18 protein-coding genes are annotated in these 19357 nt (G+C 71.4%); 8 read left to right on the forward strand and 10 right to left on the reverse strand.

Annotation, left to right across the window (positions count from 1 at the left end):
• Position 1: 1 nt before the first annotated feature.
• Positions 2-985 carry an AraC family transcriptional regulator gene (locus ACFVYE_RS36770; protein ID WP_383962673.1) on the reverse strand — a complete coding sequence of 328 codons (984 nt, stop codon included), beginning with the start codon at positions 983-985 and terminating at the stop codon, positions 2-4.
• A 139-nt stretch (positions 986-1124) separates the two neighbouring features.
• Here ACFVYE_RS36770 and ACFVYE_RS36775 point away from each other — a divergent pair, with 139 nt between their 5' ends.
• Positions 1125-2489, forward strand: coding sequence for a hypothetical protein (locus ACFVYE_RS36775; protein WP_389608337.1), 1365 nt, complete (start codon positions 1125-1127; stop codon positions 2487-2489).
• A gap of 146 nt (positions 2490-2635) precedes the next feature.
• On the opposite strand, the gene ACFVYE_RS36780 is transcribed toward ACFVYE_RS36775, so the two are convergent.
• The gene (locus tag ACFVYE_RS36780; RefSeq protein WP_389608350.1) at positions 2636-3352 is read right to left on the reverse strand and encodes a TetR/AcrR family transcriptional regulator; all 717 of its coding nucleotides are present in this window, start codon (positions 3350-3352) and stop codon (positions 2636-2638) included.
• 99 nt (positions 3353-3451) lie between these two features.
• Here ACFVYE_RS36780 and ACFVYE_RS36785 point away from each other — a divergent pair, with 99 nt between their 5' ends.
• Positions 3452-5137 carry a CocE/NonD family hydrolase gene (locus ACFVYE_RS36785; RefSeq protein WP_389608338.1) on the forward strand — a complete coding sequence of 562 codons (1686 nt, stop codon included), beginning with the start codon at positions 3452-3454 and terminating at the stop codon, positions 5135-5137.
• 194 nt (positions 5138-5331) lie between these two features.
• On the opposite strand, the gene ACFVYE_RS36790 is transcribed toward ACFVYE_RS36785, so the two are convergent.
• The gene (locus tag ACFVYE_RS36790) at positions 5332-6519 is read right to left on the reverse strand and encodes a flavin-containing monooxygenase (protein ID WP_389608339.1); all 1188 of its coding nucleotides are present in this window, start codon (positions 6517-6519) and stop codon (positions 5332-5334) included.
• Between the two features lie 180 nt (positions 6520-6699).
• Between ACFVYE_RS36790 and ACFVYE_RS36795 the strand changes: the two genes are divergently transcribed.
• Both ACFVYE_RS36795 and ACFVYE_RS36800 read left to right on the forward strand, forming a co-directional pair.
• Entirely contained in the window at positions 6700-7152 is a 453-nt protein-coding gene (locus ACFVYE_RS36795) for a DoxX family membrane protein (RefSeq protein WP_389608340.1), read from the forward strand.
• Positions 7149-7568 carry a Zn-ribbon domain-containing OB-fold protein gene (locus tag ACFVYE_RS36800; protein ID WP_389608341.1) on the forward strand — a complete coding sequence of 140 codons (420 nt, stop codon included), beginning with the start codon at positions 7149-7151 and terminating at the stop codon, positions 7566-7568. The genes ACFVYE_RS36795 and ACFVYE_RS36800 overlap by 4 nt, the downstream gene beginning before the upstream one ends.
• Positions 7569-7684: 116 nt before the next feature.
• On the opposite strand, the gene ACFVYE_RS36805 is transcribed toward ACFVYE_RS36800, so the two are convergent.
• The 6 genes from ACFVYE_RS36805 to ACFVYE_RS36830 all read right to left on the reverse strand — a co-directional run bounded on the left by ACFVYE_RS36805 (position 7685) and on the right by ACFVYE_RS36830 (position 12802).
• A complete protein-coding gene (locus tag ACFVYE_RS36805; RefSeq protein ID WP_389608342.1) occupies positions 7685-8374 on the reverse strand; it encodes a hypothetical protein in 690 nt (229 codons plus the stop codon).
• A gap of 144 nt (positions 8375-8518) precedes the next feature.
• On the reverse strand, positions 8519-9106 hold the full coding sequence (locus ACFVYE_RS36810; protein ID WP_389608343.1) for a DUF1707 domain-containing protein: 588 nt from the start codon (positions 9104-9106) through the stop codon (positions 8519-8521).
• A gap of 56 nt (positions 9107-9162) precedes the next feature.
• Entirely contained in the window at positions 9163-9747 is a 585-nt protein-coding gene (locus ACFVYE_RS36815; protein WP_383073401.1) for a hypothetical protein, read from the reverse strand.
• A gap of 9 nt (positions 9748-9756) precedes the next feature.
• The gene (gene htpX / locus ACFVYE_RS36820) at positions 9757-10668 is read right to left on the reverse strand and encodes a zinc metalloprotease HtpX (RefSeq protein WP_383962651.1); all 912 of its coding nucleotides are present in this window, start codon (positions 10666-10668) and stop codon (positions 9757-9759) included.
• Positions 10669-10783: 115 nt separating this feature from the next.
• Positions 10784-11482, reverse strand: a complete 699-nt coding sequence (locus tag ACFVYE_RS36825) for a pyridoxal 5'-phosphate synthase (RefSeq protein WP_389608351.1) — start codon at positions 11480-11482, stop codon at positions 10784-10786.
• A 150-nt stretch (positions 11483-11632) separates the two neighbouring features.
• Positions 11633-12802, reverse strand: coding sequence for an acetyl-CoA acetyltransferase (locus tag ACFVYE_RS36830; protein ID WP_389608344.1), 1170 nt, complete (start codon positions 12800-12802; stop codon positions 11633-11635).
• A 162-nt stretch (positions 12803-12964) separates the two neighbouring features.
• Between ACFVYE_RS36830 and ACFVYE_RS36835 the strand changes: the two genes are divergently transcribed.
• Positions 12965-14203 carry an acyl-CoA dehydrogenase family protein gene (locus ACFVYE_RS36835; protein WP_389608345.1) on the forward strand — a complete coding sequence of 413 codons (1239 nt, stop codon included), beginning with the start codon at positions 12965-12967 and terminating at the stop codon, positions 14201-14203.
• Positions 14203-14697, forward strand: a complete 495-nt coding sequence (locus ACFVYE_RS36840; RefSeq protein ID WP_389608346.1) for a nitroreductase family deazaflavin-dependent oxidoreductase — start codon at positions 14203-14205, stop codon at positions 14695-14697. The genes ACFVYE_RS36835 and ACFVYE_RS36840 overlap by 1 nt, the downstream gene beginning before the upstream one ends.
• Before the next feature lie 208 nt (positions 14698-14905).
• Here the strand turns inward: ACFVYE_RS36840 and ACFVYE_RS36845 are convergent, their stop codons facing one another.
• Entirely contained in the window at positions 14906-15553 is a 648-nt protein-coding gene (locus tag ACFVYE_RS36845) for a TetR family transcriptional regulator (RefSeq protein ID WP_093893325.1), read from the reverse strand.
• A 360-nt stretch (positions 15554-15913) separates the two neighbouring features.
• On the opposite strand from ACFVYE_RS36845, the gene ACFVYE_RS36850 reads away from it, so the two are divergent.
• On the forward strand, positions 15914-16774 hold the full coding sequence (locus ACFVYE_RS36850) for a VOC family protein (RefSeq protein WP_389608347.1): 861 nt from the start codon (positions 15914-15916) through the stop codon (positions 16772-16774).
• Positions 16775-16934: 160 nt separating this feature from the next.
• A partial coding sequence (locus ACFVYE_RS36855) for a serine/threonine-protein kinase (RefSeq protein WP_389608348.1) occupies positions 16935-19357 on the forward strand: 2423 nt, incomplete at its 3' end.

Consider the following 19357-nt stretch of genomic DNA (forward strand, 5'->3'; position numbering starts at 1 on the left):
GTCAGCCTGCCGGGGCCTCCCGGTGCAGCTCGCCTTGTGCCGCGGGCTCCCGGCGGTATGTGCTCGGGCTGACGCCCCGGACCCGTTTGAACGCCGCGCTGAAGCCGAACGCATCGGCGTACCCCACCCGGCGGGCCACCGCCGCCACCGTCAGGTCCTGGCGGCTCAGCAGATCGGCGGCGAGCGTCATGCGCCATTCGGTCAGATACGCCACCGGGCCCTCCCCGACCAGTTCGGTGAACCGTTTGGCGAACGTGGTGCGTGAGACCCCGGCCCGTGCGGCCAGCTCCGCCGTCGTCCACGGATGCGCCGGCTCCTCGTGCATGGCACGCAGCGCCGGGCCCGCCACATCGTCGCCGAGCGCGCGGTACCACAGGGGCGGGGCGGCCTCCGGGCGGTCGAGCCAGTCGCGCAGCGTGCACACCAGCAGCCAGTCCAGCAGCCGGTCCAGCACGATCTGCCGGCCCGGCCGCGCCCCGCCGATCTGCGTCTGCAGATAGTCGCGCAGCGGCGAGCAGTCCTCTTCGTCCGGTACGACGAGCACCGGAGGAAGGACCCGGAGCAGCCGTCGCGGAACCTCGGCGTGCACGTCGTAGGCGGCGGCCAACAGTACGGTGGGGCCGCTGAGTTCGTCCGGCGGTGCCGGGTCGGCTCCGGGCCCGGTGTCCCAGCGCACCTCGCGTACGGACGCACCCGTGCCCGTACTCGTGTCCGTGGCCGGGTCGTCGGTGAAGACGAACGGGGCCGGCCCCCGTACGATCGCCGCCTCACCGACCCGCACCCGGCGCGCCGTACCGCCGCCGCCCCGGCCCCCGTCCCCGCTCCCGCCCTCCGGGACGATCCAGCCCTCGCCGCGCAGCGGCACGCACAGGGTCAGATACGCGCCGTCCGTGAAGCTCAGCGACCACGGCGGCCACAGCACCGAGCGGCCGAAGACCGCCCCCTTCCCCCGCACACCACGCAACAACTCGTCGAACAGGTCCATGCGTCAACGGTACGCACACGGGGCGGCGGACCAGCCGGACAGCATCGCCGTACAACCTCCTGGTGATCTTGAATGTCCAACCGGCAGGCCGGAGTTCCGGCCGCCGCTCACCATCGTCGGTTCATCCCTGGGGGAATTCATGAGACCTGTATCCGCCCGGCGCACCGCGCGCCTCGGTGCCTGCGTCGCCGCGGCCGCCGGACTGCTGACCGCCGGACTCGCGGCTCCCGCGTCCGCCGAGGAGCAGTCCGACCAGCTGTGGATCCAGGCGCCCTCCGAGCAGAGCCTGCTGCTCGGCAGCGGCGGCGGTGCACCGCAGAGCCGGTCGCTGGACGTCGGGCTCTACCACGACAACGACAACTTCACCGTCACGGACGGCCGTCTCTCGGTCGACATCTCCGGTGTAGCCGGAGTGGCCGACGTGACCTGGCCCGACAACTGCACACCGAGTGGAACGACTGCCGTGTGCAGCGTCCCCGAGGTGCCCACCATCGGCGGCGACTACACCCCGCAGGTCAACCTCACGATCCGTGCCGCGGACGGTGCGACGGCCGGGACCCAGGGGCGCATCACCTACGCCGCCGTGGCCACCGGCGGCCCTTCGGGCACCCTGGAGGCCCCGCTCGACTCGTTCGACACCGCGGTCACGGTCGCCTCGGGGCCCGACCTGTCCCTCGCGGAGATCGCCCCGGTGAAGGGCGCCCAGCCGGGCAGCGTGCACACCGTTCCGTTCGCGGTGACGAACAAGGGCGGTGAGCGGTCCGAGGGCTTCACGGCCACGCTCACCGCGTCGTACGGGCTCGACTTCATCAACAAGTACCCCGAGTGCACGTACGAGACGACGGGTGGCGACGACTACGCCCCGATGACCCACGCCACCTGCACCTTCGACCAGGTGCTCGAACCGGGTGACACCTACACGCTGCCCGAGCCGATGCAGCTGGCCCTCGCCCCGCACGCGTTCGCCGAGCGCCTCGACATCAGCGTCGAGCCCGGCGACGGCGCCACCGACCCGGCGGACGAGGACAACTACACCATCGCCGCCTTCACCGCGGTGAACACGGCGGACTTCGCGGCGGCGGGCGCCGGTGTCACCGGTGGTGCCGGTGAGACCGTCACCGCCGAACTCGGCTTCCGCAACAACGGACCGGCCTGGCTCGGCAACCTCGGCTCCGGCGACCCCGTCGCGGACGTCGACTTCACCGTCCCCGAGGGCGTCACCGTCACCTCCGCCCCTGCCGACTGCGAGCCGCGGACCCTGAGTGGCGGCTACCACCCGCAGCGGACGGGCGCCCCGCGGTACGTCTGCTCCCTGCCGTACTGGGCGCTGCCGGACACGGCACGTTCCTTCCCGTTCCAGCTGCGCGTCGACCGGGTCGTCGCCGACGCCACCGGCCGGGTCGTACTCACCTCCGGCGGCCCCGGGGGCACTTCCTTCCCGTTCGACCCCAAGCCCGAGAACAACACGGCGAAGGTCGTGGTGAACGCCACGCCCGAGGCGTAAGAGACGCTTCACGGAGCAGGGCGGGGCGCGGCCGGTTTCTCCCGGCCGCGCCCCGCGCGTGTGTGTGGCGCGGCCGGGGTCTTGGACAGGCCGAAGGTTTGTTCCTCGGAGTGCCGCGGGCGGGACGCAGTAACAGGTGCGTGGGATCAGTCGGTGCCGAGGCCGTCGATCAGGCGGTTGAGGAACCGGGTGAAAGTGGCTTCGGGGGTGAGGGTGCGTCCGGGGGCGGAAAGGGCTTCGGCGAGTTCCGGGTGGCAGCCGTCGGCCGCGACAGCGGCGAGATAGCGGGCCTCGGCTGCGGCCCGGTCCGGGGATTGTGAGGCTGCGGCCTGCGCGATCTCGTGGGCGACGTGTCCGGCCACGAATGCGGTGAGCTGGGCGAAGGCCTCCAGCTTCGCCGCACCGTCCAGTCCGGTGGGCCGCAGGACTGCGAGCGCGTGTTCCAGGAAGGCCAGCGTGTTGGGGCCCGGAACGCGACGGGTGGACAAGGCGGCGGGCAACCAGGGGTGGCGCAGCATGTGTGCGCGCTGCAGGTGGGCGATGGTCTTCAGATCGGCACGCCAGTCGCCGCTGGGTGGGTCCGTGACCGTCAGTTCGCCGCTGACGTGGTCGACCATCAGTTCCAGCAGTGTCTCTTTGTCGGGGGCGTAGCTGTAGAGCGACATGGCACCGGATCCGACCTGGGCGGCCACCCGCCGCATGGTGACCGCTTCGAGCCCTTCGGCGTCCGCCAGGGTGACGGCTGCCACGACGATCTCCTCCCGGCTGAAGGAGGGCCTGCGGCCCCTGCGGGGCTCGGTGGGACGCAGCCAGAGGTGTTCGGGGTCGACGCCTGCGGCGCCGGGCCCCCCGTCACGGGACACGGTCTCGCGCTCCTTCCCCTGGTTGTTGAGGTGGCTCTTGCCGAGGTCATCCAAGCATCCTCTATTCTCGTACACTGTACGGAATAGAGGAGGGGAACGATGTCACCACGCACGCCCGACGCCGTGGCCGGACCGGCCTGGGTGCCACCTGCCGGAAAACCGCCGCTGTCCTCACGGATGATGAGAGCGACCTGGCGGGGCCTGCCGGCGAAACGGCATGAGGTCGGATGGGAACCGGGGCTGGTGGTGCCGGCCGCCGACAGCAGCCCGTTGATCACTGATCACTACTTCCCGCGTGCGGAGGGCGACTTCCCGACCCTCCTGGTCCGCTCCCCTTATGGCCGCGGCCTGCCGTGGTCTCCCCAGTACGGCCTGCTCTTCGCCGAACAGGGCTTTCACGTGGTCCTGCAGAGCTGCCGCGGCACCGGCGGTTCGGGCGGTGCGTTCGACCTGTGGCGCAACGAGGCCGCCGACGGGCAGGCCACGGTGTCGTGGCTGCGCGAGCAGCCCTGGTTCAACGGAACCCTGGGTACCGTCGGCCCCAGTTACCTGGGCTACGTGCAATGGGCCCTTGCCCTGGACCCGCCGCCAGAACTGAAGGCAATGGTGGTGCAGGTGGGCCTGCACGATCCCTACGCCCTGTTCCACGCGGACGGTGCGCTGCGCCTGGAGAACGCCCTCGCCGTCGGTGTGGGCATGACCTACCAGCACCAGGGCATGGGACCGTTCCTGAGGGCGACGCTGCGCCTTCAGCGCCGCCTGCGTGACGTCACCACCGCGCAGCCCTTGCGCGGGGCGTACGCGTCCGCCCTCGGGGGCGAGGTGCCCTGGTTGGACGACGTCATGACGCACCCGGACCCCAAGGACGCGTACTGGCACGGCGCGTCGCTGGCGGAGCCGGCGGAGCGGCTCGGCGTGCCCACGAGTCTGATCACCGGATGGCATGACGCGCTGGTCGACCAGACCTTCGAGCAGCATGACAGGCTGCGTCGGGCCGGATGTGAGACCGCTCTGCTCGTCGGCCCCTGGACCCACACCTCCGCCCTGCAGCAGGGATGGCCCGAGGTGTTCGCCGAGAGCCTCGCGTGGCTGCGCGCCCACCTGTGCGCCGACCCCTCCGGCCTGCGCCCGACTGCGGTGCGCATGCACATCGGCGGCGAGAACGCCTGGCGGGACCTCGACGAGTGGCCGCCGGCCGCGGCTGCCACCTCGTGGTACCCCATCTCCGGCGGGCATCTCACCCAGCAGGTCCCCACGGACTCCGCACCCCTGACGTCATTGCGCTACGACCCGGCCGACCCCACCCCGTCCCTCGGCGGCCCACTGCTCTCCCGCACCGCCGGCCCACGCGACAACAGCACCCTGGAAGCTCGGGACGACGTCCTGACATTCACCAGCCCCCCACTGACCGAGCCCCTGGACATTCTGGGCCCGGTCTCCGCCCGGCTGAGCATCTCCACGGACACCGGCCACGCCGACGTCTTCACCCGCCTGTGCGACGTGGACCCGCAGGGCCGCTCCGTCAACATCTGTGACGGACTGGGTCGGCTTCGGACGACTGAACACGTGCCGTCGCAGGTCACCGTGCCGATGAGCTCCACCGCCCATCGCTTCGCCGTCGGTCACCGCATACGCTGGCAGATCAGCGGAGGTGCCCATCCGCGCTACGCCCGGAGTCCCGGCACCGGGGAGCCGCCGGTGGACGCCACCACCTTCGCACCGGTGCGCATCGCACTCCACACGGACTCGGCATTGATGCTTCCCCGCAGCTCCGGGCTCACGTGATTCTCCGGCCCTGCGGGAAGCGGCTGACGGGCCGGGCCGCCAGGCCCGGCCGGTTCAGGGCGGGCGCCCACCCCGGTATGAACGGGGCCTTCACCTTGCTCCGATTCGACGATGCGCACCCCATCGCCTCGACCGACGCGCTCCCGCGTCACGCCTGACGCCCGTGCCGAGGCACCCGGCCCGGCCCTGAACAGTCAGCCCGTGCGCGCCAGCTTCTTGGCGATCTTCCGTGCGTCCAGGGCCATTTCGCGGAACATGCCGCTGATCGGGTTGGTGAACCCGGTGAAGTACAGGCCGGGCGCCTGCTTGGGCGTGCGGCCGCCGTGCACCAGCGGCCGGCCCCGTGCGTCCAGTACGCCGAGGTGGCCGACCAGCCCCTCCAGGGCCCGCCGGTAGCCGGTTGCCGCGATCACCGCGTCCGGGGTGATCCGGTCCCCGTCGGCCAGCACCACCACGTCCTTGTCGAACGAATCGACGGCGGCCACCGGCACCACCCGGCCGCTCTTCACCGCGTCGATCAGCCCCACGTCCTGCACCGGGATGGCCCCGTCCTTGACCCGTGAGTACAGGCCGGTGTCCGGGCGCGGGAGGCCCTGTGCGGCGAGGTCCGGCACGGCGATCCTGGCCATCAGGCGCCCGGCCCGGTCGACCAGCCGGACCGGCAGCCTGCGGACCAGGATGCCGGTCGCCTGCGCGGGCCAGCCCGCCGTGGAGCGGCGCACGATGTGCGGCACGGTGCGCACGGCGATCCGGACCGGGGACGCCCCGCCCTCCACCAGGTCGGCGGCGATCTCGGCGCCCGTGTTGCCGATGCCGACGACAAGGACGTCCCTGCCCGCGTACGGGGCGGGATCGCGGTAGTCGGAGGCGTGCACCAGGTCGCCGGTGAAGGTGTCGCGGCCGGACCAGTCGGGGATGCGCGGGGTGTGGTTGTAGCCGGTGGCGACGACAACGGCCCGGCCGGTCAGTATCCGGCCGCCGGTCGCGGTCAGCTGCCAGCCGGTTCCGTCGGGGGCCCGGTCGATCCGGGACACCTCGACGCCTGTCACCACTTCCAGCTCGTGGTGCTCGACGTACTTCTCCAGATAGCGCACCACATCGTCCCTGGCCACCCAGCGTCCGAACCGGCGCGGCATCGCGAGTCCCGGCAGCGCGGACCAGCGCCGGGTCGTGTGGAGGTGCAGCCGGTCGTAGTGGCGGCGCCAGGACGCGCCCACGTTCTCGGACTTCTCCAGCACCACCGCCCGTACCCCCTGCTCGCGCAGGGCCGCCGCGGCGGCGAGACCGCCCGGGCCACCACCGATGACGTACACGGGCCGGTCCTCGGTGAGGTCGATGCGGGCCGGGGCGGGGCTACCGGGGGCAGGTGCTCTGTCGGGCATGGTTCGGAGCGTAATCGCGCAGTTACTTGATGGGTCTCGGTCAAGACCGGAATCGGTTGCGAATTGATCACGGGTGCGTGGCCCTTGCGCGCCTCTTGCGTGCCTCCTGCACGCCTCTTGCGGAAGCCGCCGCCATCAGGTGAACTGACGTACCGTCAGATTCAGTGAGCGGGAGGCCCCATGCAGACGATCTGGCTCGGCGGCGCCGAGTGGCTCGCCGTCCTCCGGATAGGCCTCGGCCTGTGGTGGCTGGAGAGCTGGCGGCACAAGGACAAGAAGGGCTGGTTCGAGCGCGGTACGGGCATCGCCTGGGCCGCGGACGTGGCGGGCAAGCACCGGTGGACGGCCGTGCGTACCGGTTTCCAGCGGATCGTCGCCCCGCGCCCCAAGGCCATGGCCTACCTCGTCGTGTACGCCGAACTCGCCCTGGGTCTCGGCCTGATCGCCGGATTCCTCACCCCTGTCGCGCTCGCCGCCGGACTCCTCCTCAACCTCCTCTACCTCGTGCTGATGATCCACGACTGGGCCGAGCAGGGGCAGAACGCGATGATGGCGCTCATCTCGCTCGTCGCGCTGTTCGCGATGTCCTGGCAGACCTGGTCCCTCGACGACACGATCGGACTCTTCCTGTGACCACGGCCGGCGTACGTTTCGACCTCCCCGAGCCCGACGCCTTCACCCGCCCCTACTGGGACGCCGCCGCCCAGGGGCAGTTGCTGCTGCGCCGCTGCCGCGCCTGCGGGCGCGCCCACCACTACCCCCGCGAGTTCTGCCCGCACTGCTGGAGCGAGGACGTCACCTGGGAACGGGCCAGCGGACACGCAACGCTCTACACCTGGTCCGTCGTCCACCGCAACGACCTGCCGCCGTTCGGTGCCCGCGTCCCGTACACCGCTGCCGTCGTCGACCTGGCCGAGGGGCCGCGGATGATGACGGAGATCGTGGGATGTGAGGAATCCGGCCTCGCCATCGGCATGGCGCTGCGGGTGGCCTTCCGGCGGGAGGAGGGGGAAGAGGCCGTTCCGGTCTTCCACCCCGGAGACTGCTGAGGTTCCTGAGGCTGCTGAGTGCGTTTTGCACGTGCTGGTCGCAGCCACTCGTCGATGACTGCGACCAGCACATCGAGATCCACTTCTGGAACGCGCGAACGAGCCCTAGTCCTGCCCTAGTCCCGCTGTGCCGGCCCGAGGGTGGGTGGCCTCTGTTGGTCCCCGGCGGGGCCGGCGTCGTCGTTCTCCCATCCGGGGTCGTAGGCGCAGGGCACGGTGGCGCCGCCGGTGAAGTACTCCCGGTCCGGGTACCAGGTGAAGGACATCCGCTCGGCCCCGTCGTCCCGCTGGACGAACAGGTCCCAGTCCTTGCCCTTGGCGCCCTCACGGTAGGACGTGACCTCCCAGCCGTTGTCCTTGAGGTGCTGGTGCAGTCGGCGGAGGCCGGAGACGGCCCGGCTCGCGGGCACGCGGTTCAGCGCCCAGCGGTGGCTCATCCGGTAGGCGCCGTCGACGGTCTTGTCCTCCAGCCCCAGCAGGCCACCGTCGTAGCAGAAGTCGGAGCCGAACGTGTTCTCCGTGCTGACACCGATGTCCTCGACTCCTGGTTCCACGGCGCGCTTGAACCCCATGACGTCGTACGCCTCCTGGGAACGCTGGAAGGCGCGGCCGCCCATGTCCTCGGGCGTGACGCGGGGAAAGTCCGTCGACCCCCATGAGCCCCCTGCGAGCGGGACGACCAGAACGAGAACGAGTACGGCGACGAGCGCGGCGCAGCCGCACCCGAGGGCCCCGACGACGGAAGAGGGGGACCTGGACCCGGTCGGGGCGGGGGTGGTGTCGGCGGGTGCGGTCTCCTCGGGCATACGGGGACGGTATGCCGACGGCGGAGTGCGGTGGATGGGTGCGATCACCCGGCAAGGAGTAGGTACGCGTACTCAGTTGATCCGCGTTCGTATGCTCGAAGGGCGACGGCTTGCGAAGCGGGGCCCGGCGCGAGTCGGTGCGGCTCAGGACTCGATGCTGCGCAGCTTGCGGCGTTCGCGGAAGTTCGGGTGGCGGACGACCACACCGCCCATGCCGCAGGACCCCGTCAGCCGCAGGAGCGGGGCGCCGGGCGTCCTCTCGTCCGTGGTCCTGTCCTTCAGGCCGCCGAGGCCGTGATCCAGGTTGTCGGTGTGCACGGTCCAGCCCTTTGGGATCACGATCTTCACCCCGGCCATCTCTCCGCGCACTTCCAGCGCGATCTCGCGCAGTCGGCACTCGGCGCGGGTGAAGTCGATCCGGACGCCGCCGATGCCGCCCTGGGCGCGTATCACCGGGGGGACCTTCCAGACGCCCGAGCGCGTCACGCCGTGCATGCCGCCCTTGAGGACCAACGGCTCGCCCGTCGCCACCGCGATGGGGACCAGATCCTCGGTGAGGGGCGCCAGTTCGGCGTAGGTCTTGGCGGACAGCGCCTGCCCGAGCCGTGTGTCCAGCTCGTCCATGGTGATGCGGCCCTCGGCCGCCGCCTCCCGCAACTGCTCGACCACCGCCTCGCGATCGGCATCCGAAGCGCGCATACGGTCGGCGGACCGGGAGGGCTCAGCAGTCATGGAGGCGATGATACGGGCGGGTGCGACGCCGGGCCCCTGTCATCGGCCCTCCCGCGTCACAGCCCCGGCGCCCCCCACACCGGGAACCACCGGGCCAGGTCCTTCTCCATCCGGAGGTCGTCCCCGAGCACCGCCCGGACCTGCAACTCCAGCTGGTTGTCCCGCTTCTCGGCGCCGCCAGGCACCGGCGCGAACGGATAGAACGTGCCGCGCTTGTAGAGATAGACCAGGGCCAGCGGACGGTCCCGCGCATCCCGGAAGCCGATCAGGGAGCAGAGCAGCTGCGGCCCGAAGCCGCCGTCCTGGAGCAGGGTGTTCACCGCGTGCAGGTCGTTGACCAGGGCGGCCGTGTCCTCGGCCGGCTGGCGGGCGAGCAGCCAGGTGTAGCCGTACGTGTCCTGGCTGAACTCCACCGGAATGCCGCCCCGGTCGGTGTCGGCGTCGAGCAGTTCGCGTACGTCCTGCTGGATGCGGGCGAAGGTGCCGCCCTCGACGCCCGCGAAGCAGACCGAGCCGAGGCCGGTGGGGGCGAACCCCGCGCCGGCCTGGAGGGTGAGGGCGGCGGAGGGCACGGCGAAGAGCTGGTCGAGGTCGGGGCGGACCGGTTTGGTGCGGCCCAGGATGGTGTCGAGAAGACCCATGAACGTTCCTTACGGGCGGGCGAGGTCGGCGGAGATACGGGCCAGCTGGTCCAGGCGCTGCTCAAGGGTCGGGTGGGAGGAGAGCAGCCGGCTCAGGCTCTCCTTGGAGGAGAACGCGGGAACGAAGTAGAAGGCGTTGTACGGCTCCGCCTTCCGCAGGTCCTCGGTCGGGATGCGGGCCATCTGGCCGCTCACCTTCGTGAGGGCGGAGGCGAGCGCCGAGGGGCGGCCGGTGAGCAGGGCGGCGGTGCGGTCGGCGGAGAGCTCGCGGTAGCGCGAGAGCAGCCGGGTGAGCAGGAAGCTCAGGGCGTACACGACGGCGCTGACCAGCGGGATCAGCATGACCGCGATGCCGACGGGGTCATTGGCCCTGCTGTTGCGGGAGAGGCCGCCCCACAGGGCGACGCGGGTGATGATGCCGGCGAGCACACCGAGGAACGAGGCGATCGTCATGACGGCGACATCGCGGTGCGCGACGTGCGACATCTCGTGCGCGAGTACGCCCTCCAGCTCCTCCGGCTCCAGTCTGCGCAGCAGTCCGGTGGTGGCGCACACGAGGGCGGTCTTCTCGCTCCGGCCGGTGGCGAAGGCGTTCGGCACATCGCTCTGGGCGATCGCCACCCGGGGCTTGGGCATGTCGGCCAGGGCGCAGATCCGGTCGATGGTGCCGTGCAGCTCCGGCGCCTGCTCGGGGGTGACCTCCCGGGCGCCCATGCTGAAGGCCGCGATGCGGTCGCTGAACCAGAACTGGGCGATGAAGAGGCCGCCGGTGAAGATCAGAATGATCGGCCAGGCGCCGCGCAGCACCGCGAGCAGCACGCCGACCAGCACCACGTACAGCAGGCCGATCAGGAACATGGTGGTCACCATGCGCGTGGTCAGCCCACGGTCGGGGGCGTAACGGGAACGGGTTCGGCTCATCGGTGCCTCCAGTCCTCATCTGTCTCCCATAGTGCCCCTTTGCGGTTGAATTCGAATAAATCTGCGGCCCTTGCCTGTCCGGTCTCCAGGGCCGGGCGGCCCGCGGGCACTGTTCCTACGGCCAGAGCAGTTCCCGCGTCCAGTGCGCACCGTCCCGGCGGTAGCGCAGTCGTACGTGTCGGCGCCCCGCGTCGCCCTGGAAGAACTCGACCTCCCGGGGCTCGACCACGTACCGGGTCCAGCCGGCTGCCTCCGCGTCCGGCTCGGCCGACGCCCGCTCCCAGGCGGCGTCGGCGGTCCGGGCCAGTTCCTCCTGCGAGTCCAGCACCTCGCTCTGCGACCCGGTCAGCGCCGCTGCGAGCGCCCCGGTCGAGCGGGCGTGCAGATCGGCCAGGCTCTCCGCCCGGCTCGTCTCGGTGACCGGTCCCCGCACCCGTACCTGTCGCCCCTGCACCGGCCAGTAGAAGCCGAGCGCGGCGTGCGGGTGGGCGGCGAGCTGGCGGCCCTTCGCGCTGGTGCGGTGCGTGGCGAAGTGCCAGCCGCGCTCGTCCACGTCGTGCAGCATCAGCGTCCGCACATCGGGCCGGCCCTCGGTGTCGACGGTGGCCAGCGACATCGTGTGCGGCTCGGCCTGCCCGGCGGCCACGGCCTCGGCGAACCAGGCGTGGAAGAGGGGGAGCGGGGCGGCGGGCGCGGCGTCCGGGTCGAAGGCGGGAAGCTCCACGTCCCACACGCGCTGGGCGTGGAGCAGGTCCAGGAAACTCTGCTGTGCGTCGGTCTTCTGTACGTCGCTCATGGCCCCATTGCAGCGCATGGCGCCGGCGCACAGGGCATCGGGCAGATCGTCGTAGCGCATGGAGACACAGCGAGCCTGCCGCTCTTCACCCGCAACACGGAAGTCTTCAAGGGGCTTGAGGGGGCGCTCACGGTCATCGCGGTGTGACCGGCTGCCCCGCCCCGGCCCTCACCCCCGCCCCAGCACCACCGTCCCCGACGAGCAGAACCAGCCGCCCGTCCCCGAGGCCACCGCCAGCTCCGGCAGCCGGCCCCCCGCCTTGCGCACCTGGCGCCCACTCGCCTCGCCGCGCAGCTGCCGTACCGCCTCCACCAGCAGGAACAGTCCGCGCATCCCGGGGTGGCAGGCGGACAGGCCGCCGCCGTCCGTGTTGACCGGCAACTCGCCCGTCAGACCGGTCCGGCCCTTCTCCACGAACGCGCCGCCCTCCCCCTTCGCGCAGAACCCCAGGTCCTCCAGCGTCACCAGCGTCATATAGGTGAACGCGTCGTAGATCTCGGCGAGATCGATGTCCGCGGGCCGTACCCCCGCCCGTTCGAACGCCAGGCGGCCCGAGACGGCCGCGGGGGAGACCGTGAAGTCGTCCCACTCGGACATGGTGGAGTGCGAGACGTGCTCACCCGTACCGAGGATCCACACCGGTTCCTTCGCCGTGTCCGGTACGTACTCCTCGGCGGCCAGCAGCACCGCGCAGCCGCCGTCGCTGCGGATGCAGCAGTGCAGCTTGGTGAACGGGTCCGCGATCACCGGCCCCGACATCACGTCGTCCACCGTTATCGGCTCACGGAACATCGCGTCCGGGTTGGCCGCAGCGTTCGCCCGTGCCTGGACCGCCACCTCGGCGAGCTGCTCCGGGGTCGTCCCGTACTCGTGCATGTGGCGGCGGGCCGCCATCGCGTACTTGGCGATCAGCGAGTGCCCGTACGGCACCTCGAACTGGAGCGGGCCGCGCGCCCCGAAGGAGAGATTGGACGTCCGGCGGCCCGCCTTGATGTCCGCGCGTGCCGTCGACCCGTAAACGAGCAGAACGGCATTGGCGTGACCCGCCGCGATGGCGTCCGCCGCATGGGCCGCCATCACCTCCCAGGTCGAGCCGCCGACCGCGGTGGAGTCCACCCAGGTGGGTTTCAGACCCAGATACTCGGCGACCTCGACCGGGGCGAGCGTGCCGAGTCCGGCGGAGGCGAAACCGTCGACGACGGACCGGTCCAGACCCGAATCGGCCAGTGCCCGGCGGGCGGCCTGGGCGTGCAGTGCGTACGGCGTGGCCTCGTCGATGCGTCCGCAGTCGGCGAGGGATATGCCGACGACAGCGACCTTGCGGTGGGAAGAAGGCATGAATCTGACGGTACATCAGATGACGGGCGTGCGGACCGTTCGGTGGGCCGGGATCTTCCCGGCCCCTCCCGGTGCGCGCCTCTGGGAATCTCGTGGATTCAGTCCTAGCATGACGGGCCGTCAGATCAGAGGTCGAGGCCTCTGAGGGGAAGGAGCCCGACGATGGATGCCGCCTTCACCGCGGAACAGGACGAGATCCGCCGCACCCTGCGCGAACTGCTGGCCAAACGCAGTGGACCCGACGACGTCAGGAGTGCCGTACGGACCGCCGACGGGTACGACGAGACCCTGTGGCGACAGCTCGCCCAGGACCTCGGGCTGCCCGGGCTCGCCCTCCCTCAGGAGTACGGAGGCATCGGCTGCGGTCTGGCCGAGCTCGCCGTCGCCTGTGAGGAGACCGGTCGCGCCCTGCTGCCGTCGCCCCTGATCGCCACCGCCGCACTCGCCGCGCCCCTGATCGCCGCCCTCGGCACCGAGGCCCAGCGCACCGCCCTGCTGCCGCGCATCGCCGCCGGCGGACTTACCGCGACCCTGGCCGTCCCCGGCGGCTCGCTCGCCGCCGCACTCGGCCTCACCGGTGACCCCACCGGCGGCGCCTGGGCGGGTGGCGGCCGGGCGGGCGGAATACAGGCCAGGCCGGTCGGCGGCGCGGAGGGCTGGCGGCTGTACGGGGAGGCCGCCCAGGTCCTCGACGGGCACAGCGCGGGACTCCTCCTGGTCGCCGCCCACGCCGGCGGCTTCCCGCGCAGCCGTACGCTCCTCTTCCTGGTCCGCCCGGACACGGCGGCCAAAATCGTCCGCACCCGCCGGACCTCGCTGGACGAGACCCGCCCGCTGGCCCGCATCGAACTCCGTGACACCGAGGCCGAACTCCTCGGCGCGGACGACACCGTGGATGTCACCGACGCGCTCGCCCCGGCAGGACGCGGCGTCGCCGTACTGCTCGCCGCTCAGGCGGTGGGGGCGGCGGCGAGCGCGCTGGAGCGGACCGTCGAGTACGTGAAGACGCGCGAACAGTTCGGCCGGGCGATCGGCTCCTTCCAGGCCGTGAAGCACCGCCTCGCGGATCTGTACGTACGGGTGCAGGCGGCCCGTTCCGCCGCGTACTACGCGGCCTGGGACCCGGCGTCCGGGGGCCTCGCGCTCGCCCAGGCCCTGGAGGCGCTGCGGATCACCACCGCCGAGGCCGTCCAGTTGCACGGCGGGATCGGCTTCACCTGGGAACACGAGGCGCATCTGTACTTCAAGCGGGCCGCTGCCGACGAACTGCTCTTCGGCCCCGTCCACCGGCTCCGCGACCATGCGGCGCAGCAGGCCGGACTGTTCGCACCGCCGAATGGGCGGCCGTCCGCGTCCTCGGCATCCGTCACCCCGGGATCGGCCGAGCAGGTGGCGGTCTGATGGCGCCCGGCGTCCGGCTGATCCAGAAGGTGTCCTCGACCCGCACGTTCGCGAGGATCGCCCCGCACGTCATCCCCGCCATGGACCGTACGGTGCACCGGCTCACGCGCGGCAAGGTGCTGCTCAGCGCCCGGATGCTGCCGGGGCTGATCCTGACGGTGCCGGGCGCGAGAAGCGGGCAGCTCAGGACCACTCCGCTGGCCTGCATGCCGGAGAACGGGACGGAGCAGAGCTGGATCCTGGTCGGCAGCAATTTCGGCCGTACGGGGCATCCGGCGTGGACCGCGAATCTGCTGGCCGGTCCCGGCAGGGCCGTCGTCAACTGGAGGGGCCGGGACATTCCGGTGCGCGCCACACTGCTGCAGGGCGCGGAACGGGATGCGGTGTGGAAGACGGCGCTGAAGTTCTGGCCGCCCTATGCGACGTATCAGGCGCGGGTCGAGCGGGAGATCCGGCTCTTCAGGCTGGAGCGGCGGAGTGACGCCGCGACCTGACGGGGCCGTACGCGGAAGCGGTGCATGGAGACCGTGGGTGTCGGGCATGCACGAAAACCTTGCGCGGGAACGGCCGTTGGAGCGATCCGCGGAACGGTCCGGGTGCACCGACGGCGGACCACATGCGTGGTCCGCCGTCGGCGAGACAGGACCTGGGGCGCCCGGAATTGCCGCGCGGTACCCAGTGGGGAAGGGGCCCGGTGCGGCGCTACTTGGTCGGCTTCTTGCCGGTGATGCCCAGATGCACCAACAGTGCGAGATTCGGCTTGAGTTCGGCCTGCTTCACGCCCCAGGTCGTGAAGCCCTTCTGGTGCGAGGCGACCGCGGCCAGCATCGCGACGAGCGAGCCCGCCATCGCGGCGGCGCTGACGTCCTTGTCGACCTTGCCCTTGGCCTGGAGTTCCTTCACCGAATCCGTAAGGGAGTTGGTGACCGAGTTCAGGATCTTCATACGGATCTTGTAGAACCGCTTGTCGCCCTCGGCCGCTCCGAGGTCGACCACACGCAGGATCGCGTCATGATGTCGCCAGAAGTCGAGGAATCCCTCGACGAGTTCTTCGGCGGTCTGCCAGCCGGCCTTGCCGACCCAGGAGCGGCCTGCGACCAGTTCGGTCAAACCGGCGCCCTCCTTGGCCATTTCTTCGGCGATTTCGAGGACGGCGCCCTCGACGTCGGGGAAGTATTGGTAGAAGGTCGCGGGTGAAGTCCCCGCCTTCCGGGCGACGTCGATGACTTTGACGTCCCGGTACGGCGAGGAACTGAGCATCTCGCTGAGGCAGTCGAGCAGCTTCTGCCGCGTCGCCTGTCCGCGTCGACCGGCCACGCGGCCGTCGACGGTGCGCACTTGTCCTGTCATGCCGTCAGCTTACCGAGGGGGGATCGGAGCGCGATTCGGCCGACTGCAAATGGGGAGCACCGCAGGCGGGGTGGGGGGAGTGGCCGGATATCGACGGATGCGCCCCGCGGGAAGATAAGTCTTATCAACAGCCTGTGGATAACTTCCGTGGATAACTTTCCGTGACGCCACGGGCGGGGAAGCGTCTATATCGAAAATTAGTTCGATGGGACGGGTCGGGGCGCGCCACATGCCACCCGCGGTTACGTTTGGTGTGACGAGCGTCACTGCCGTGAGCTGCGAACGACCGCGAGCGACCGCGGACAACTGCGAACAAACCGCGAACGACCGCGGCCGACCGCGACGGAAGGACCCGGGCCCATGGCCGCATTCGCGCAATCCGCGCCGTGCTGGGTGGATGTGCAGCTTCCCGACCTCGAAGCGGGCAAGCGCTTCTACGGTGAGCTGTTCGGCTGGACCTTCCGGGCCGGCGACGGCCCGTACGCGGACGCACTCAGCGACGGGAAGCTCGTCGCCGCACTCGCCGCCAAGCAGGACGGCCGGATGCCGACCGCCTGGGGCATCTACTTCGCCACCGACGACATCGTCGCGACCGTCGCCCGCATCAGGGAGGCGGGCGGTCAGGTGATCACCGACCCCGTGCGGGCGGGCCGGGCCGGCGTGCTCGCCCAGGCGGCCGACCCCGGCGGAGCGGTCTTCGGGCTCTGGCAGGCCGGTGACCGCGAAGGTTTCCAGAAGCAGAACGAACCGGACTCCTTCTGCTGGACCGAGGTCCACACCCGGCAGAAGGACCGTGTCGACGCCTTCTACGAGGAGGTCTTCGGCTTCCAGGGCACTGATCTCGACGCCTCCGGTGCGGGCGCCTCCGGCGCGGGCGATTCCGGTACGGCCGAGTCCGGTGCGGGTGAATCCGGTACGGCCGAGTCCGGCGTCGACTTCCGCATGTGGTCCCCGGCCGGCACGGAACCCGGACCGGACACCGCGGTCGGCGGGCGCAGCGTCATCACCGATGCCTTCCCGGCCGAGATGCCCAGCTACTTCCTCAGCTACTTCGCCGTCGAGGACTGCAATGCCGCCGCCGGACACGCCGTACGCCTCGGCGGACGCATCTCCGCGCCGCCCTTCGACATCCCGTACGGGAGGATGGCGGTCCTCCAGGACGATCAGGGTGCCGTGTTCGCCGTACTTCAACCCCTTGTGTCCGGGAAGGGGGCAGAGTGAGCTGTGACACCCCGGTCCGCCCCCGGGTTCGCAACCAGAGCCTCAGCCAGGAACAATCGGGGTGCGCACCGCCGGGTGGTGCCCAGTGGTGAGACGCCGTACAGGGCGGGTTTTCGCGGGCTTCTGTTCCTGAGGCCCGTACGGGGAGGTGGCAGGGCAAGTGGTGGAGCAGCTGACGCAGCACGACCCGAGGCGGATCGGCCCGTTCGAGGTGCTGGGACGGCTCGGGGCCGGTGGCATGGGGCTGGTCTATCTCGCCCGCTCGGCTTCGGGCCGGCGGGTGGCGATCAAGACGGTACGTACAGAGCTCGCCGAGGACCAGCTGTTCCGGGTCCGCTTCACGCGCGAGGTGGAGGCGGCCAGGGCGGTCAGCGGCTTCTACACGGCCGCGGTGGTGGACGCCGACCCGCGGGCCGCCGTGCCGTGGCTGGCCACCGCTTATGTGCCCGCCCCCTCGCTCGAAGAGATAGTGAACGAGTGCGGGCCCATGCCGGTCCAGGCGGTGCGCTGGCTGGCCGCCGGTATCGCCGAGGCGCTCCAGTCGATCCACGGTGCGGGGCTCGTCCACCGCGACATGAAGCCGTCGAACGTGCTCGTCGTCGAGGACGGCCCTCGGGTGATCGACTTCGGGATCGCGTCCGGGGTCTCCAACACCCGGCTGACCATGACGAACGTCGCCGTCGGTACGCCCGCTTACATGTCGCCCGAGCAGGCACGGGACTCGCGCAGCGTCACGGGCGCCAGCGATGTCTTCTCGCTCGGCTCGACGCTCGTCTTCGCCGCCACCGGCCATGCGCCGTTCCACGGCGCCAACCCCGTCGAGACGGTCTTCATGCTGCTGCGCGAGGGCCCCGATCTGGAGGGCCTGCCCGATGAACTGCGGCCGCTGATCGATTCCTGCATGCAGATGGACGCCGGGCTGCGGCCCACCCCCGCCGATCTGCAGGCCCAGCTCGCTCCGCACCTCTTCGCCTCCTCCGGCGACGACGACAGCGGTACGGCTTCGGCATGGCTGCCGACCTCCGCCACCGCGATGATCGAGCAGCGCCGCGGCGGAGGCCGCAGGACCGCGGCTCCCGCGCCCGCTCCGGCCCCCGTGCCGCCGCCGCCCCAGCAGCAGCCCGGCGCCGACCGGGGTACCGCCTGGCGCAGCGGCGCCGACCTGCGCTCCCCGGCCGCCGTGTCCGCGCAGCTGCCCGACGGGGGCGGTCCGGTGCGGCTGCCCGGTGCGAAGGCGCCGATCGGCCCGGGCCCGCGCGCCCAGGACGTACGGGCCACCGCCACGGCCACCGCGGACGCCGGCCCCGCGACCGGCTGGGTGCGCCCGCCCGCCGGGGTGAACGGCACAGCCCCCGTCGCGCCGGCCCCGCTGCCCGCGCCCGCACACGCGCCCGAGACCGCGCCCCCGGGCCCGGACCGCTGGCGGCCCTGGCGGTTCCGGATGTCCAACGACGTCTGGGGGACGCCTGTCGTCGCCGGGGACCTCCTCTACGTCACGTCGTTCGAGGTGCACGCCCTGGACATCGGCAACGGGCGGCGCCAGTTCAAGACCCGGGACGTGGCCTGGGTGATGGCCGTCGCCGACGGCCGTATCCACGCTTCCGACGGGCCGTCGCTGTACGCCCTGGACGCGACGACCGGCGCCGAGCGGTGGCGGCTGCAGACAGATGCCTGGGTGTACTCCCTCAAGGCGGACCGCGGCACCGTCGTCACCGGCACCCGGGGCGGCGGCGTCCAGGCGTGGGAGGCGTCCACGGGTGAGAAGCTGTGGGAGAGCAGCGGCGTACAGACCGACTTCGAGACGGCGGAGGCCGGGCCCGCGATCCACGACGGCACGGTCTACCTGTGGCAGGACGCCCGGCTGCGCGCCGTCGACGCCCGTACCGGCATCGAACGCTGGTCGTACCCCATCGGCGACGCGGCCTCCTGCGGCGGTGTGCCGGTCCGGGTGACCGCGGCGCCGGACGGATTCGTGTACGTCAGCGCGGGGGCCCGGGTCCTGGCCGTCGACACCGTGTCCGGTCATGTCCGCTGGCACTTCGAGTCGCCCGCGGTCTTCCTGTCCCCGCCCGCGTTCGCACCCGGGCCCGCCGTCACCGGCGGCGGCGTGTACCTCGCCGACTACCTCGGCACGGTGTACGCGATCGACGCCTCGACCGGCAAGGACCGCTGGCGCATCGCCACGGAGGCCCGCCAGTCGATCGAACCGGTCCTGGTCACGGCCGGGAACGTCCATGTCGGCAGCGGCAGCGCCCTGTACACGCTCGACGCGGTCACCGGCACCCCGAAGTGGCGGTTCGCGGCAGGCGGCGAGGTGGTGGGGGCCCCGGTGGTCGCCGACGGCCGGGTCCACTTCGGCTCCGCCGACCACGTCCTGTACACCCTGGACGCGGCGGGCGGCCAACTCCGCTGGAAGCTGGCGACGGGCGGCGAGATCACGGGTTCGCCGGTGGCGCGGGGCGGTGTCGTGTACGCGTGCAGCAAGGACCGCTGCGTGTACGCGCTGGACGCGCTGAAGGGAACGGGCACGGGCAGCCGGCCCCGGCTCCTGCGTGGGCGGCCACGTATCCGGAGTCTCCGAGC

Origin of the sequence: Streptomyces sp. NPDC058239, from assembly GCF_042882185.1 — a bacterium.
Classification (GTDB): domain Bacteria; phylum Actinomycetota; class Actinomycetes; order Streptomycetales; family Streptomycetaceae; genus Streptomyces.